The sequence below is a fragment of the Pseudomonas sp. SDT291_1_S447 genome (assembly GCF_054070155.1).
In genome coordinates this window covers 1-15,039 of record NZ_JBSVXS010000010.1, presented here as the reverse complement: position 1 = coordinate 15,039, position 15,039 = coordinate 1, and the positions used below count along the sequence as shown (strand labels likewise).

Sequence of the window (15,039 nt, the reverse complement as noted above, 5' to 3'; positions counted from 1 at the left end):
GAGCTGGCTTGCCAGCGATGGCGTCCTGCCTAGCGATACACCTCTCAAATCTGCCCCGCTTCCGGCCACACCCCGCCAAGCCGTATAGTTGCCCCATCCACGCTTCTACGAGATCCCCCATGAGTCAGCAAACGCCGTACATCTTCGACGCCACGACGGCCGATTTCGACCAGTCGGTGATCGAGGCTTCCTTCAACAAACCGGTGCTGGTGGATTTCTGGGCCGAATGGTGTGCGCCATGCAAGGCGTTGATGCCGATGCTGCAGGGCATTGCCGAGAGCTATCAGGGCGAGTTGCTGCTGGCCAAGGTCAACTGCGACATCGAGCAGGACATCGTCGCCCGCTTCGGCATTCGCAGCCTGCCGACCGTGGTGCTGTTCAAGGACGGTCAACCGGTCGACGGCTTTGCCGGTGCACAACCGGAATCCGCCGTGCGCGCCCTGCTTGAACCGCATGTGCAGATGCCGCCACCGGCCGCCGCTGATCCGTTCGAACAGGCTCAGGCATTGTTCGATGACGGTCGTTACGCCGACGCCGAAGCGGCGCTGGTGGTCATGCTCACTGAGGACAACAGCAACGCCAAGGCGCTGATCCTATACGCGCGCTGCCTGACTGAACGCGGCGAGCTGGACGAAGCGCAGACCGTGCTGGATGCAGTCAAGAGCGACGAACACAAGGCCGCGCTGGCCGGGGCCAAGGCACAGATCAAGTTCCTCGGCCTGGCGCGTGACCTGCCGGATGCCGCCGACCTGAAAGCGCGTTTGGCGAAAGATCCGCAGGATGATGAAGCGGTGTATCAACTGGCGATTCAGCAACTGGCGCGCCAGCAATACGAGGCGGCGCTGGAGGCGCTGCTCAAGCTGTTCATCCGCAACCGCAGTTATGGCGAAGGTCTGCCGCACAAGACCTTGCTGCAGGTGTTCGAGCTGCTGGGCAACGATCATCCGCTGGTGACGGTGTACCGCCGCAAGATGTTTGCTGCGCTTTATTAAGATCAAAAGATCGCAGCCTTCGGCAGCTCCTACACGGGATTGTGTTCACCGCGCATTTTGCGGATGAACGCTGCATCTATAGGAGCTGCCGCAGGCTGCGATCTTTTGCGGTTCACTCGATCCAGCTGTAGAGCGGCGTATCCCCGCCGCTCACCACTTTCACGTCCGAACTGTGGCGCAGTCGTACCAGCAGGCGCTTGCCTGACACCGCGCTGCCGGTCAGGCCTTCCAGTTGCTCAAGCAGATCCGGCCCGCTGAGCTGGCCAGCCTTGCGCAGTAAATCCCTGGCGACCTGCCACAACGCATCGTCCTGATTTTGCGGTTTCGCCGCTGGCACCGCCACGGCCGCCGCTTGGGCTATCTGCGGCTGTGCGCCAAGGGCTGAGCCCAGCTTCGCCCAGTCGTTGTCATCCAGTTCCACCGTCAAATCCACCGGCACGTCGCCGACGGTTCCGCGTATCCGCAACATTGAGTTCGCCTCCGTACATTTCTGACCTGCATGCTCCCACGGGACATGTGTAACACCAAGTGTAGGCAGCTGGCAGTTCGAGAGTTATCAACTACATTTTTGTTTTTTCCATGGGAAGGATGCCCATGTCTTCAGGACGAAAGCTGGCGTCAAAAGGAGGCCCGACTTCGACGGGCGGCGTGATACTTGAGGGAAACGAAAACCTCAAGATTGAAGGAAAAATCATCGCTTCCATCGGGCAAATCGCCAGTTGTCCGGTTTGCGGTCCCGGCAAGGGACCGATCGTGGCAGTGGGTGAAAGAACACTGATATTGCCTGCAGGCCCTGCAGCGTTGGTAGATGACTATGTCGCCTGCGGCTGCCCGCCCATGTCCAACAAGCTGCTTCCCCAACAACACAGTGGTTTTGCCGGAACAGGCCGTCCTGTCCCCATCGACATGGGCTCACCAGTTGTCGCGATGACTTCGTACCGTTATCTGCAAGTGATCATTGAACGTTTGGACGACAGCGAAAAACCCGGACTGGCGTACAAACTCAAGGACAGAAAAAAGGTTGCCGTCTTGCAGGACAGCACCTGCAACGCCACGGGTGAAGGCTGCGAACACCCGGTTGAAAACCATGCGGATTACGACACTCTGTTGGTCGGTGAAGACTCGGAATGGACGTTTTACGCCTACGAAGAAACCCTTGATCAGGATATTTCATGAAATCGGAAATCAAACTGATCTTTAAAGACTTTCTGATGCAGCCACCCAAAGGAGTCAAGTTTCAGTTGCTGGTGGATGCGCTGGTCATTGATGACAACATTATTCAGAACGATGACAAACCCCGAATCTACTCACTCATCTCTGATAAGGAGCAAACCGCAATAACCTTGGGCACAAAGAAATTGCCGTCGATAAAAAACCGCCACAGCCACGAAGTTATTGTCCAGATCGTCGGTGCATCGGGAGCGACAAAGGCAATGCACACAGCCACATTGACCGAAGGAAAATCCTTGTCGATCGTCGCCGTCTCGCCATGGGTCAAAGTGCCCTTGTCCACCAGCGGTGCCGTTTCAAATGACACTTTTTACGAAGTGGAGTACGGGGTCAAACGCAGGAACGAGACCCGTACCGTCAAGGTAGTCATCCAGGACATGCCGCGCCGAATATTGATGGCGGCGCTGTCGTATCGTGGCTCCACCACATGGGCATATGGCAAGAGCAAAGAATCGTTGCCACACCCGACTATCAATAAAACGGTGACATTTGCAGCCGAAACCAACAAATGCAACCTCTTCGTCTATGACGTACTGACCTCGATCGGCATCAATGTCGCGTGGATTGAACACGGCAAGTCAAAATTTCTGCCAGGAATGATGAAGGTCAGTCCACCTGTGGCAGGTGAATGGGCTGACGATGAACGCCTTCTCGCCACCTGGAAAGTGGAGCGTTCACCTTTACCCGGCGATATCGGTGCGTATGCTGTCAATTATTCTAACGCCAGCGGTCATGTCGGTTTCGTGCTAACCCATGGGGTCTGTATTTCCGCTGGCCGAGAGAAAGTCGAAGTCAACGATGTAGGCTTTCGAAACGCCGCAGGCAATGCAATACGCGGTGACCATGACTTCACTATTTTTCGACGGTACAAACACAGCACGCCAAGATGAAACGACTTTTCTGGATACTTCCTGCAATCCCCCTTCTGCTGATCATGGGGTGGCGCTTCTGGTCGCCTGTCGATCTTTCTTCCTGTACAAACGATACCGCGGCACCGGGACCACTTAGCGTATTCATTCGCAACTACTTCGAGAGCAACCTTCGTACAGACTGGCGGGATATGGATGATCGTTTCGATGTTCTCTCCACTCCCGAAGGCCAGAGTATTGCCAGCCAGCCACAGCCGTACGCCTGCGAAGCATTACATATCCTGCAAAGCCCGACTTTCAGTCAGAGCGAAAAGATCTACACCACCGTATTGATGTTCCAGTTGCCGATCAGTCAGTACATGGGCTTCATGGATCGTACCCATCAACTCTATGCAGAGGACAAAATAGATCAGGAGGTCATGAAAGTGGTGATACGTCCACGCGGAACAGCCATCAATTACTGGTGGCTGCCAGCATGGCGCCAGCGCTTCACTCGCGATGCCCCGAGCGTACTTGAGGCAAATCTGATCAATTATGTGCTATCGGGCCATTACTGGTTCGACTATCCCGGCGCAGGCTTCTGACTCTAAAAGTGTGACCTCCAATCTAAGCACCGCCCCGGAATCTGCCTCGGGCGGTGCTCAGTCATGTCTTGCGCAAAGCGGAGCGCACGGGCAAACTCTGCGCACTTTCGTTATAAGATTACATAACAAACTTTTCACTTTACTTCCCGGAGACCGCCATGCGTTGTCTGCTGCTCGCTTTGCCGTTTGCCCTGTTGCCGCTGGCCATCGCCCATGCTGCCGATGAGCATGACCACGATCACGACCATGAACACGGCAGCCTCGGCGCGCATGAGCATGGCGTCGGTCGCCTGAACGCTGCGCTCGACGGCCAGACCCTGGAGCTGGAGCTGGAAAGCCCGGCGATGAACCTTGTGGGTTTCGAACACATCGCCACCAGCGATGCCGACAAGGCCAAAGTTGCCGCCGCGCGTGCGCAACTGGAAAAACCCTTGGCCCTGTTCAGCCTGCCCGCCGCTGCCGGGTGCAAAGTGGTCAGCCAGGAACTGGAAAGCCCGTTGTTCGGCGACAAGCCAGATGCCGACGACCATGATGAAGATGAAGCGGACAAGGACGGTCACGAGCATCACCACGACCATAGCGAAATCCACGCGCACTATCAGTTCAACTGCGCCACACCGGGCGCGCTGAAGACGCTGGATCTGGCGAACGTCTTCAAGACCTTCCCGGCGACGCAGAAAATTCAGGTACAACTGATCAGCGCCAGCGGCCAGCAAGGTACCGAAGTGACGGCCAAGGCTGCCTCCCTGAAATTCTAAGCCTCACCGGAATCCCCTTGTGGGAGCGAGCTTGCTCGCGAATGCGATTCGTCAGGCGCCTTTGAATTGACTGATCTGCCGCTTTCGCGAGCAAGCTCGCTCCCACAGGGGTTATGTGTTCACCTCATGAAACTGGTGCCATGACCCAAGCACTCATCGAACTGTCCGACCTGGGCTTCAACTGGCCCGGTCACCCGCCGTTGCTGGACATCCCGGCGTTCCGTCTGGAAGCCGGCGAAACCCTGTTCCTCAAAGGCCCCAGCGGCAGCGGCAAGACCACCCTGCTCGGCCTGCTCGGTGGCGTGCAGAAGCCCGGTCGCGGCAGCATTCGCCTGCTCGGCCAGGAACTCACCGAACTCTCCGCCGGCGCTCGCGATACCTTCCGTGTCGACCACACCGGCTACATCTTCCAGCAATTCAACCTGCTGCCGTTTCTCTCGGTACGCGAAAACGTCGAGCTGCCGTGTCACTTTTCCAAGCTGCGCGCGCAACGGGCGAAACAGCGCCACGGCAGCGTCGATCAAGCCGCCGCCACCCTGCTCGCCCACCTCGGTTTAAAGGATGAAAGCATCCTCAGCCGTCGCGCCGATTCGCTGTCGATCGGCCAACAGCAGCGGGTCGCTGCCGCGCGTGCCTTGATCGGTCAGCCTGAGCTGGTGATCGCCGACGAACCGACCTCGGCGCTGGATTACGACGCCCGGGAAAACTTCATCCGCCTGCTGTTCGCCGAATGCCGCGAGGCCGGATCGAGTCTGCTGTTCGTCAGCCACGACCACAGCCTGGCGCCGCTGTTCGACCGTCACCTGTCCCTGGCCGAGCTCAATCGCGCCGCCACGTCTGCCGAGGTCTGAGATGTATCTGTTTCGTCTGGCCATGGCCAGCCTGGCCAACCGCCGCTTTACCGCCCTGCTCACCGCATTTGCGATTGCTCTGTCGGTGTGCCTGCTGCTCGCCGTCGAGCGGGTACGCACCGAGGCCAAAGCCAGTTTCGCCAGCACCATCAGTGGCACCGACCTGATCGTCGGCGCCCGCTCCGGCTCGGTAAACCTGTTGCTGTACTCGGTATTCCGCATCGGCAACGCCACCAACAACATCCGCTGGGACAGCTTCGAACACTTCGCCAGCAACCCGAAAGTGAAGTGGGCAATCCCGATGTCCCTCGGCGACTCCCATCGCGGCTACCGGGTGATGGGTACCACCGAAGCCTATTTCGAGCATTACCAGTACGGTCGCCAGCAACACTTGGCACTGGCCGACGGCCGCGCGTTTGCAACGGATCCGTTCGAAGTGGTGCTGGGTGCCGAGGTCGCGGATGCGCTGCATTACAAGCTCGGTGACAAACTGGTGCTGGCCCACGGCGTGGCCGCGATCAGTCTGGTCAAGCACGACGACAAACCGTTCACCGTGGTCGGCATTCTCAAGCGCACCGGCACGCCGGTCGATCGCACGCTGCACATCAGCCTCGGCGGCATGGAGGCGATTCATATCGACTGGCACAACGGCGTGCCGGCGCGCGGCAATGGGCGGATCACGGCGGATCAGGCGCGCAACATGGATCTGACGCCGCAAGCAATCACCGCATTCATGCTCGGCCTCAACAGCAAGATTTCCACCTTTGCGCTGCAACGCGAGATCAACGAATTCCGTGGCGAGCCGATGCTGGCGATTCTGCCGGGCGTGGCATTGCAAGAGTTGTGGAGCCTGATGAGCACCGCTGAAAAAGCGCTGTTCGTGGTCTCGCTGTTCGTGGTGCTGACCGGGTTGATCGGCATGCTCACGGCGATTCTCACCAGCCTCAACGAACGTCGGCGCGAGATGGCAATTCTGCGTTCGGTCGGTGCGCGGCCGTGGCACATTGCAAGTCTGCTGGTGCTGGAAGCTTTTGCTTTGGCACTGACCGGGGTGATCGCCGGCGTTGCGTTGTTGTACATCGGCATCGCCGCTGCGCAGGGTTACGTGCAGGCCAATTACGGTTTGTATCTGCCGCTGGCGTGGCCGAGCGAGTATGAATGGACGCTGCTCGGTGGCATTCTGGCCGCCGCGCTGCTGATGGGCAGCGTGCCGGCCTGGCGCGCTTATCGCCAATCCTTGGCCGATGGCCTGTCGATCCGTTTATGAGGATGTTCACCATGCCCCGCGCTGCACTCGCGCTGCTGTTGCTGATCGCCCTGCCCGTGTGGGCAGCGGCGCCGAAAGACCTGACGTGGTCGGAAATGATCCCGCCGGACGCTGCGCCGGAAGTGCCGAACATGACCCCACTGCATGACCTGTCGAAGATGGGCGATGCGCTGTCTGCCGAATCCGCGCCAGCGGCCAAGCAGGACATGCCGAATGCGCCGGTGGTGAAGTCGCTCGACGGCCAGAACATTCGTTTGCCGGGCTACATCGTGCCGCTGGAAGTCAATGAAGAGGGGCGCACCACAGACTTTTTGCTGGTGCCGTATTTCGGCGCCTGCATCCACGTGCCGCCACCGCCGTCGAACCAGATTGTGCATGTGAAAAGCGAGTTGGGCGTGAAGCTGGATGAGCTGTATCAGCCGTACTGGGTCGAGGGGCCGTTGCAGGTCAAGGCGTCGAGCAGCGAACTGGCGGATGCCGGGTATCAGATGGATGCCGACAAGATTTATGTGTATGAGCTGCCGGAGTGAATCCCGGTAGTTTTGTATTGGCTGATCTATCGTCTTCGCGAGCAGGCTCGCTCCCAAAGGTGATCACATTCCAGGGTGGGAGCGAGCCTGCTCGCGAAGAGGCCCTCAAGGTTCCACAGAAATCTGCTCCTTCACTGTTTCATTGAGCTGAGTCAAAAGACCGTATCAGTTGGTTTCGTAGCATAGGACATCAGAAACTTTTAACGTCCTTTCGGAGCCCCCATGAACAAGTCCTTGCTCAGCGCCTCGCTGTTTGCCCTCGCGCTCGCAGCCCCGCTCGCCCACGCCCACGAAGCCGGTGACATTCTCATCCGTGCCGGTGCGATCACCGTCAACCCGAAGGCCGACAGCTCCAGCGTCAAAGTCGATCAGGGTCCGTTGAGCGGCGCTAATCTGGGCGGCAAGGCGACCATGAGCAGCGACACCCAACTGGGTCTCAACTTCGCCTACATGCTCACCGACCACGTCGGCCTCGAACTGCTCGCGGCCACGCCGTTCGAGCATGACGTCAAGCTCAAGGGCACTGCCCTGCCAGCGGCCAATGGCAAGCTCGGCACCCTGAAACACTTGCCGCCGACCCTCAGCGTCGTCTACTACCCGCTGGACTCGAAGTCGCCGTTCCAGCCTTACGTCGGTGGCGGTATCAACTACACCTGGATCTATGACGAACACGTCGGCAGCGAAGCCAGCGCCAACGGTTTCAGCAACTTCAAGGCGAAAAACTCTTGGGGGCTGGCCTGGCAGGTCGGTGCTGACTACATGCTGACCGACAACATCATGCTCAACGCCCAAGTGCGTTACATCGACATCGACACCCGCGCCACCGTCGAGAACAACGCGGTTGCGCCGGGCACACGTGCACGGGTCAACGTCGATGTAGATCCGTTCATCTACATGGTCGGTTTGGGCTATAAGTTCTAAGTCGAGTTATCGAACGTTCACGTGGTGGTGAATGAGGCTTGGTGGCGAGCAGGCATAGAACTGACGGCGACCGTACGCAGTTGATCGGGGGATAACATCCCCTTGCCACAGGAGTAGCGACATATTCCGGCCGTGAAAAAGGCGCCTGTCAAAGGGCGCCTTTTTCATGTCCGCTGGAAACCTGTGGCGTGAGCTGGATTCCCCCCTCACCCCAGCCCTCTCCCTCAGGGAGAGGGGGAAAGGGAGCCGATTTGTGTGCTTTTCAAATCCGAGTTCGACTCGATATTTCAGGTCGGTGTAACTCGAAAGAACACCTCGATCAGTCACCTATTCCCCGGGAGAGGGAGCCGATTTGTGTGCTCTTCAAAATCTGAGCTCAACTCGGTATCTCACGTCGGTGTGACTCGAAAGAACCCCTCGGTCAGTTGCCTATACCCCCGGGAGAGGGAGCCGATTTGGGTGCCTGTCAAAACCTGAGTTCGACTAGATATTTCAGGTCGGTGTATCTCGTCCAAACGCCACGGTCAGTCCCCTCTCCCTCTGGGAGAGGGTTAGGGTGAGGGGCTCTTTTCAGGAACGCCCCAACAACCGCGCCAAACCCACGCTCATCGCCGTCTGCTGCGGCAGCTTGAAGCGCTCCAGCAAGCGAGCGTTGTTGGCCCGCGAATGCCGGATGTCGCCGGAACGCGCCGGCCCATAACTGATCGGCGGCAATTCACCGACCACCGCTTGCAGTGCTTCAAGCATCTGCTTGAGGCTCATTGCCTGATTCCAGCCGACGTTCACCGGACCGACTTCGACCTCAGGCTTTTCGATCCCCTGAACCAGCAGATCCACCAGATCTTCGACATAGAGGAAATCACGCGTCTGCTCACCATCACCGAACACCGTAATCGGCAGACCTTTCTGCGCGCGTTCGCTGAAGATGCTGATCACCCCGGAGTACGGCGAGGACGGATCCTGGCGCGGGCCGAAAATATTGAAGAAGCGGAAAATCACCGGTTCCAGGCCATGCTGGCGGCGATAGAAATCGAAATAGTGCTCGCCCGCCAGTTTGTCCGAGGCGTAAGGCGTCAGCGGCGCTTTGGGCGTGTCTTCATCTATCGACTCGCCCTCGCCGTTGTTGCCGTACACCGCCGCACTGGAGGCATACAGCACCCGTTTGACCCCGGCCAGACGCATGGCTTCGCAGACATTCAGCGTGCCGATGAAATTGCTCTGGTGAGTCTTGACCGGATCATCCACCGAAGCCTGCACCGAAGCGACGGCCGCCAGGTGGGCGACGGCGCTGCAGCCTTGCATGGCCTTGGCCACCAGCGTCGCATCGGCGACATCACCGACAATCAGCTCAACCTTCGGGTTATCCAGCGGCAGGTTGCTGCGCTTGCCGGTCGACAAGTCGTCGAGGATGCGCACCGAATGTCCCTTGGCGAGCAACGCATCGGTCAGGTGCGAGCCAATGAAGCCGGCTCCGCCGGTGATTAAAACAGTCCCTTCAGCCATGACGGTAGAACCTATCCAGTAAGCCCGGGAGTGCGGCACGCCAGGCGCGCGGTTTGATCCCGAAAGTGTGCAGAATTTTCTTGCAGGCCAGCACCGCGTGTTGCGGCTCTTCGGCAGCGTCCGGCCGCGCGGCGTGAGCCTGGGCGGTCGGCGCTTCGATGGCCAGGGCGTGCAGGCTGCGCGCTTCGGTCAGAATCGCCTGACCCAGCGCCAGCGGCGTGGTCGCCTCGTGGCCGGCGTAGTGGTAAGTGCCCCACAGTGGCGCTGCGCAGTCGAGTTGCTTGAGTACCGAAATGATCACTCGCGCGGCATCGTCGACCGGCGTCGGGTTGCCACGGCGGTCATCCGCCAACAGCAATTCGTCCGGTTGCTCGGCCCGTGCGAGGAAACGCCCGAGGGTGCCATCCGGGCTGTCATCGAGCAGCCAGCCGAAGCGCAGCAACACGTGCTGCGGGCAGGTTGCGCGAACGCTTTGTTCGATGCGCCACAACGCCTGACCGCGCAGCCCCAGCGGCACCGGTTCGTCTTTTTCGCTGTACGCCGTGGCACGCGAACCATCGAACACCCGATAACTGGAGGGCTGGACGAGGACGATGTTGTGGTGCTGGCACAGTTCGGCCAGACGTTCGATTGCACGTTCCTGCCCGGCCATGCGGCTTTCGCTGACGGTTTCGGCCTGGAACCAGTCGAAATAGTAGGCGAGGTTGATCAACGCATCGGGACGGGTGTCGTCGAGCAATTGGGTCAGGCTCGCGGCATCCCAGCCGTTTTCGGGCGGGCGGGGGGCGAGGAAACCGATGTCTTCCTCTGCACCGAGGCGAATCAGCGCCTGCCCAAGGGCATTTCCGCCGCCCAGTAACATAAGGCGCATTCGCATAGAGTCAGCAGGCCCAGTCTGATTGGAACGATGGCTTTAGCGACGGATCTCGTGGAACCGTCGTCGATAATTGCCGGAATCGTTGCATTTTGCGGGTTTAGTGCGCAACCGTCATCCGTAAAGTGTAGATCGCCGGGATTTGTGTCGTGGCAACAGGCCCCTTCGCGAGCAAGCTCGCTCCCACAAGGGATTCACGGCGCACACAAATCCACTGTGGGAGCGAGCTTGCTCGCGAAGAGGCCCGCCTAGACGCTGAAGATCCTGAGCGGTACTTGCATCTTCCCCCCCTCGCCCGCATAACTTAAGCCATGAATCTGCCCATCCCCACGGACGCGGCCCTGGCAGGCTTTCACCCCGCCGTCAGCGCCTGGTTCAGCAAGACTTTCCCGACGGTCACCGCCGCCCAGGCCCGTGCATGGCCGTTGATCCACCAGCGCCGCTCGACCCTGATCGCCGCGCCCACCGGCTCCGGCAAAACCCTCACCGCATTTCTCGCCGTGCTCGACGACCTCGTCCACCGTGGCCTGGAAAACCCCGACGGCCTGCCCGACGAAACGCTTGTAGTTTACGTCTCGCCGCTCAAAGCGCTGTCCAACGACATCCGCATCAATCTGCAAAATCCACTGGCCGGGATTACCGAGCAACTACGGCAGATGAACCTGCCCGAGCTGCAAATCACCACCGCCGTGCGCACCGGTGACACCCCACAGAAAGAGCGCGCGGCCATGCGCAAATCGGCGCCGCACATTCTGGTGACCACACCGGAATCGCTCTACGTGCTGCTCGGATCCGAATCCGGACGCAAAATGCTCGGCACCACGCGCACGGTGATCATCGATGAAATCCACGCGATGGCCGCCGGCAAACGCGGCAGTCATCTGGCCCTGAGCCTTGAGCGACTACAGGCGTTATGCAGCGAACCACTGACCCGCATCGGCCTGTCCGCCACGCAGAAACCGGTGGAAGCCGTGGCGCAATTTCTCGTCGGCCACGAACGTCCCTGCGAAATCATCGATATCGGCCACGCCCGACCACGGGATCTGGGTATCGAAGTGCCGCCAGTGCCGTTATCGGCAGTCATGGCCAATGATGTCTGGGAGCTGGTCTACGACCGCCTCGCCGAACTCGCCCGCCAGCACCGCACCACGCTGATTTTCGTCAACACCCGGCGCCTCGCCGAACGCCTGAGCCGGCACCTCAGCGAACGCCTCGGCAAACACGCGGTGGCGGCGCATCACGGCAGTCTGGCCAAGGAGTTTCGCCTCGACGCCGAACAACGCCTCAAGCGCGGCGAACTGCAAGTGTTGATCGCCACCGCCTCGCTGGAACTGGGCATTGATATTGGCGAAGTCGACCTGGTCTGCCAGATTGCTTCGCCGCGCTCCATCGCCGGCTTCTTGCAACGCGTTGGCCGTTCCGGTCATCAGGTCGGCGGTACGCCCAAAGGTCGTCTGTTCGCCACCACCCGCGACGACCTGATCGAATGCGCCGCCTTGCTCGACTGTGTGCGCCGAGGCGAACTCGATACCCTGCACATTCCCGAAGCACCGCTGGATGTGCTGGCGCAGCAGATCATCGCCGAGGTCAGTTGCCAGGAATGGCCGGAGGACGCCTTGCTCGCGATGTTCCGTCAAGCCTCGCCCTACTGCGATCTCGACGAAAAACACTATCAGGCCCTGCTGAGCATGCTCGCCGAAGGCTACAACGGCCGACAGGGCATCCGCAGCGCTTATCTGCATCGCGACGCCGTCAGCCGCACCTTGCGTGGCCGGCGTGGCGCGCAACTGACTGCCGTGACCAGCGGCGGCACCATTCCCGACAACGCCGATTACAGCGTGATGCTTGAGCCGCAAGGCCTGAACATCGGCAGCGTCAACGAAGATTTCGCCGTGGAAAGCATCGCCGGCGACGTGTTCCAGCTCGGCAATACGTCTTATCGGATCCTGCGCGTGGAAACCGGCAAGGTACGGGTCGAAGATGCCCACGGCCAGCCGCCGACCATTCCATTCTGGCTCGGCGAAGCACCGGGGCGCAGCGATGAATTGTCGGCTGCCGTGGCGCGCCTGCAAGCGCAGCTCGACGAACTGCTTGGCGCCAGCCCCGGCGACCTGCAACCGGCGCTCGACTGGCTGATCGACACCCTCGGCCTCAACCGCGCCAGCGCCGAACAACTGGTCGAATACCTCGCCCGCGCCCGGCAGACCCTCGGCGCCCTGCCCTCGCAAGACACGCTGCTGATGGAGCGCTTTTTCGACGAATCCGGCGGCACCCAACTGATCATTCACTCGCCGTTCGGCAGCCGCATCAACCGCGCCTGGGGCCTGGCCCTGCGCAAGCGATTCTGCCGCACCTTCAACTTCGAATTGCAGGCCGCCGCCAGCGAAGACGCGATCGTGTTGTCGCTGTCCACCAGCCACAGTTTTGAACTGGATGACATCTGGCGCTACCTGCACAGCAACAGCGCCGAGCACATCCTCATTCAAGCGGTACTCGATGCGCCGCTGTTCGGCGTGCGCTGGCGCTGGAATGCCGGGGTGGCGTTGGCGCTGCCGCGTTTTACCGGTGGGCGCAAAGTTGCGCCGCAATTGCAGCGGATGAAAAGCGAAGACCTGATTGCCAGCGTGTTTCCCGATCAGATCGCCTGCCTGGAAAACCTCGCCGGTGAGCGGGAAATCCCCGAGCACCCGTTGATCGAGCAGACGCTGGACGATTGTCTGCATGAAGCGATGGACAGCGAAGGCTGGATCAATCTGCTGCGGCGCATGGAGCGTGGCGAAGTGCGTCTGATCAGCCGCGATCTGCCGGCGCCCTCGCCGCTCGCGGCGGAGATTCTCAGCGCGCGGCCCTACACTTTTCTCGACGATGCACCGCTGGAAGAACGTCGCACTCAAGCAGTGATCAACCGGCGCTGGAGCGATCCACAATCGACCGATGATCTCGGCGCCCTGGATGCCGATGCGATTGCCGCTGTGCGCGAAGAAGCCTGGCCGACGCCGAACGCTGTGGATGAAATGCATGAAGCGCTGATGAGCCTTGCATGCGTCAGCGAGGGGGAAGTGCAAGCGAATGAAGGCTGGCGCGCATGGCTGGAAACCCTGGCCCGCAGCGGGCGCGCCTGCCGTTTGCAGATCGACTCCGAGCATGGCTTGTGGCTGGCCCGCGAACGCCTGACCTGTCTGCAAGCGCTTTATCCACAGGCCAAATTGCAAGACGAACTGGAGGCGTTACCGGGGTTCGATGAAGCCTGGACGTTCGATGAAGCGCTGATCGAAGTGATCCGCGCGCGACTCGGTGCGTTCGGACCGCTGCCGTTATCGGCGATTGCCGAACCGCTCGCGCTGCCGACCACTCAAGTCAATCAAGCCCTCGCCCAACTGGAGCGCGAAGGTTATGTGCTGCGTGGTCAATTCACGCCGAAACTCAATGTCGAAGAATGGTGCGAACGCCACCTGCTCTCGCGCATTCATCGCTACACGGTCAAGCGTCTGCGCCGGGAAATCGAACCGGTAGCGCTGCAGGATTTCATGCGGTTTCTGTTCGACTGGCAGCATCTGTCACCCTCGACGCGCGGCCAGGGCAGCACCGTGTTGCCGGCGATTGTCGGCCAGTTTGAAGGCTACGCGGCGGCGGCTTCAGCGTGGGACAGCGACCTTCTCCCGGCGCGGCTCAAGGATTATTCGCCGAGCTGGCTGGATGAGCTGTGCCGCAACGGCAAACTGGTGTGGACGCGCCTCAGTGCCCGGCAAAAAGTCAGTGGCACGGCATTGCGCAGCACGCCGATTGTGTTGCTACCGCGTAGTCAGGTCGGCCTATGGAGTGCGCTGGCCGAACAGACCCCAGTGAGCGAACTCTCGCCAAAAACCCAGAAGGTTTTTGAAGCCTTGAGCCAGCACGGCGCGCTGTTTTTCGATGAGCTGATTCATGAAGCGCACCTGCTACGCACCGAGCTGGAAATCGCCTTGCAGGAACTGGTCGGCGCCGGCCTGGTGAACGCCGACAGCTTCGCAGGCCTGCGCGCATTGATCACCCCGGCAAGCAAGCGCCAGCAGCGCAGCAGTCGCCGTGGGCGCGGCGCTTTTATCGGTGGAATGGATGACGCCGGGCGCTGGGCCTTGCTGCGGCGTGGGGCGGCTGTGGATAACAGCGAGACGCTGGAACATATCGCGATGACGTTGTTGCGGCGCTATGGCGTGGTGTTCTGGCGCTTGCTGGAGCGTGAGGCGGACTGGTTGCCGAGTTGGCGCGAATTGCTGCGCACGTTTCATCGGCTGGAAGCGCGCGGCGAGATTCGTGGCGGGCGGTTTGTCAGTGGTTTGGCGGGGGAACAGTTTGCCTTGCCCGAGGCGATTCCATTGTTGCGCGAAGTACGGCGGCGGCCGCATGACGGCAGTCTGGTCGCGGTGTGCGGGGTGGATCCGCTGAATCTGGCCGGGACGTTGTTACCGGGGGTAAAAGTGCCGGCGTTGGTGAGTAATCGGTTGGTGTATCGCGATGGATTGCCGGCGGCGGCGGAGATTGCCGGCAAGCAGCAGTTTTGGCTGGAGCTGGATCAGATTGATATGGAGCATGTGCGCGGCAAATTGATCCGGCATTGAGGGTGTTTGGGCTGACGTCTTCGCGAGCAGGCTCGCTCCCACAGTTTGATCGCGTTCCCCCT

The 15,039-nt window shown here is 60.4% G+C and carries 13 protein-coding genes; 10 read left to right on the top strand and 3 right to left on the bottom strand.

The genetic code is table 11. The annotated features are described in order from the left end of the window. Positions 1–119 precede the first annotated feature (119 nt). A complete protein-coding gene (gene trxA / locus ACW9IR_RS05735; protein ID WP_457462116.1) occupies positions 120–992 on the top strand; it encodes a thioredoxin in 873 nt (290 codons plus the stop codon). Positions 993–1,104: 112 nt separating this feature from the next. Here the strand turns inward: trxA and ACW9IR_RS05730 are convergent, their stop codons facing one another. Next, positions 1,105–1,461 (bottom strand): hypothetical protein, encoded by a 357-nt coding sequence (locus tag ACW9IR_RS05730; protein WP_102899850.1) that lies wholly within the window; start codon positions 1,459–1,461, stop codon positions 1,105–1,107. A 125-nt stretch (positions 1,462–1,586) separates the two neighbouring features. On the opposite strand from ACW9IR_RS05730, the gene ACW9IR_RS05725 reads away from it, so the two are divergent. The 8 genes from ACW9IR_RS05725 (at position 1,587) to ACW9IR_RS05690 (ending at position 8,002) form a co-directional block, all read left to right on the top strand. After that, the gene (locus ACW9IR_RS05725; RefSeq protein WP_238704362.1) at positions 1,587–2,168 is read left to right on the top strand and encodes a PAAR domain-containing protein; all 582 of its coding nucleotides are present in this window, start codon (positions 1,587–1,589) and stop codon (positions 2,166–2,168) included. Continuing rightward, positions 2,165–3,112: a CHAP domain-containing protein gene (locus ACW9IR_RS05720; protein WP_102899849.1), complete on the top strand. Its 948-nt coding sequence runs from the start codon at positions 2,165–2,167 to the stop codon at positions 3,110–3,112. Before ACW9IR_RS05725 ends, ACW9IR_RS05720 begins: the two co-directional genes overlap by 4 nt. Continuing rightward, positions 3,109–3,675, top strand: a complete 567-nt coding sequence (locus ACW9IR_RS05715) for a hypothetical protein (protein ID WP_457462112.1) — start codon at positions 3,109–3,111, stop codon at positions 3,673–3,675. The genes ACW9IR_RS05720 and ACW9IR_RS05715 overlap by 4 nt, the downstream gene beginning before the upstream one ends. A gap of 158 nt (positions 3,676–3,833) precedes the next feature. Then, the gene (locus tag ACW9IR_RS05710) at positions 3,834–4,433 is read left to right on the top strand and encodes a DUF2796 domain-containing protein (RefSeq protein ID WP_457462110.1); all 600 of its coding nucleotides are present in this window, start codon (positions 3,834–3,836) and stop codon (positions 4,431–4,433) included. 140 nt (positions 4,434–4,573) lie between these two features. Further along, positions 4,574–5,284 carry an ABC transporter ATP-binding protein gene (locus ACW9IR_RS05705; RefSeq protein WP_110720893.1) on the top strand — a complete coding sequence of 237 codons (711 nt, stop codon included), beginning with the start codon at positions 4,574–4,576 and terminating at the stop codon, positions 5,282–5,284. Between the two features lies 1 nt (position 5,285). Continuing rightward, on the top strand, positions 5,286–6,551 hold the full coding sequence (locus tag ACW9IR_RS05700) for an ABC transporter permease (protein WP_102899846.1): 1,266 nt from the start codon (positions 5,286–5,288) through the stop codon (positions 6,549–6,551). 11 nt (positions 6,552–6,562) lie between these two features. Next, entirely contained in the window at positions 6,563–7,081 is a 519-nt protein-coding gene (locus ACW9IR_RS05695) for a DUF3299 domain-containing protein (protein ID WP_150774594.1), read from the top strand. Between the two features lie 222 nt (positions 7,082–7,303). Beyond that, the gene (locus tag ACW9IR_RS05690; RefSeq protein WP_123448294.1) at positions 7,304–8,002 is read left to right on the top strand and encodes an OmpW/AlkL family protein; all 699 of its coding nucleotides are present in this window, start codon (positions 7,304–7,306) and stop codon (positions 8,000–8,002) included. A 570-nt stretch (positions 8,003–8,572) separates the two neighbouring features. Here ACW9IR_RS05690 and ACW9IR_RS05685 read toward each other — a convergent pair. Both ACW9IR_RS05685 and ACW9IR_RS05680 read right to left on the bottom strand, forming a co-directional pair. Next, on the bottom strand, positions 8,573–9,505 hold the full coding sequence (locus tag ACW9IR_RS05685) for an NAD-dependent epimerase/dehydratase family protein (RefSeq protein WP_457462106.1): 933 nt from the start codon (positions 9,503–9,505) through the stop codon (positions 8,573–8,575). Continuing rightward, positions 9,498–10,382, bottom strand: a complete 885-nt coding sequence (locus ACW9IR_RS05680) for a sugar nucleotide-binding protein (protein WP_034155952.1) — start codon at positions 10,380–10,382, stop codon at positions 9,498–9,500. Before ACW9IR_RS05680 ends, ACW9IR_RS05685 begins: the two co-directional genes overlap by 8 nt. A gap of 308 nt (positions 10,383–10,690) precedes the next feature. On the opposite strand from ACW9IR_RS05680, the gene ACW9IR_RS05675 reads away from it, so the two are divergent. Next, a complete protein-coding gene (locus ACW9IR_RS05675) occupies positions 10,691–14,977 on the top strand; it encodes a DEAD/DEAH box helicase (protein ID WP_457462104.1) in 4,287 nt (1,428 codons plus the stop codon). Positions 14,978–15,039: the final 62 nt, after the last annotated feature.

Coding starts and splice junctions, on each gene's coding strand:
- trxA (WP_457462116.1), top strand. CDS start 120: ATGAGTCAGCAAACGCCGTACATCTTCGACGCCACGACGGCCGATTTC.
- ACW9IR_RS05730 (WP_102899850.1), bottom strand. CDS start 1,461: ATGTTGCGGATACGCGGAACCGTCGGCGACGTGCCGGTGGATTTGACG.
- ACW9IR_RS05725 (WP_238704362.1), top strand. CDS start 1,587: ATGTCTTCAGGACGAAAGCTGGCGTCAAAAGGAGGCCCGACTTCGACG.
- ACW9IR_RS05720 (WP_102899849.1), top strand. CDS start 2,165: ATGAAATCGGAAATCAAACTGATCTTTAAAGACTTTCTGATGCAGCCA.
- ACW9IR_RS05715 (WP_457462112.1), top strand. CDS start 3,109: ATGAAACGACTTTTCTGGATACTTCCTGCAATCCCCCTTCTGCTGATC.
- ACW9IR_RS05710 (WP_457462110.1), top strand. CDS start 3,834: ATGCGTTGTCTGCTGCTCGCTTTGCCGTTTGCCCTGTTGCCGCTGGCC.
- ACW9IR_RS05705 (WP_110720893.1), top strand. CDS start 4,574: ATGACCCAAGCACTCATCGAACTGTCCGACCTGGGCTTCAACTGGCCC.
- ACW9IR_RS05700 (WP_102899846.1), top strand. CDS start 5,286: ATGTATCTGTTTCGTCTGGCCATGGCCAGCCTGGCCAACCGCCGCTTT.
- ACW9IR_RS05695 (WP_150774594.1), top strand. CDS start 6,563: ATGCCCCGCGCTGCACTCGCGCTGCTGTTGCTGATCGCCCTGCCCGTG.
- ACW9IR_RS05690 (WP_123448294.1), top strand. CDS start 7,304: ATGAACAAGTCCTTGCTCAGCGCCTCGCTGTTTGCCCTCGCGCTCGCA.
- ACW9IR_RS05685 (WP_457462106.1), bottom strand. CDS start 9,505: ATGGCTGAAGGGACTGTTTTAATCACCGGCGGAGCCGGCTTCATTGGC.
- ACW9IR_RS05680 (WP_034155952.1), bottom strand. CDS start 10,382: ATGCGAATGCGCCTTATGTTACTGGGCGGCGGAAATGCCCTTGGGCAG.
- ACW9IR_RS05675 (WP_457462104.1), top strand. CDS start 10,691: ATGAATCTGCCCATCCCCACGGACGCGGCCCTGGCAGGCTTTCACCCC.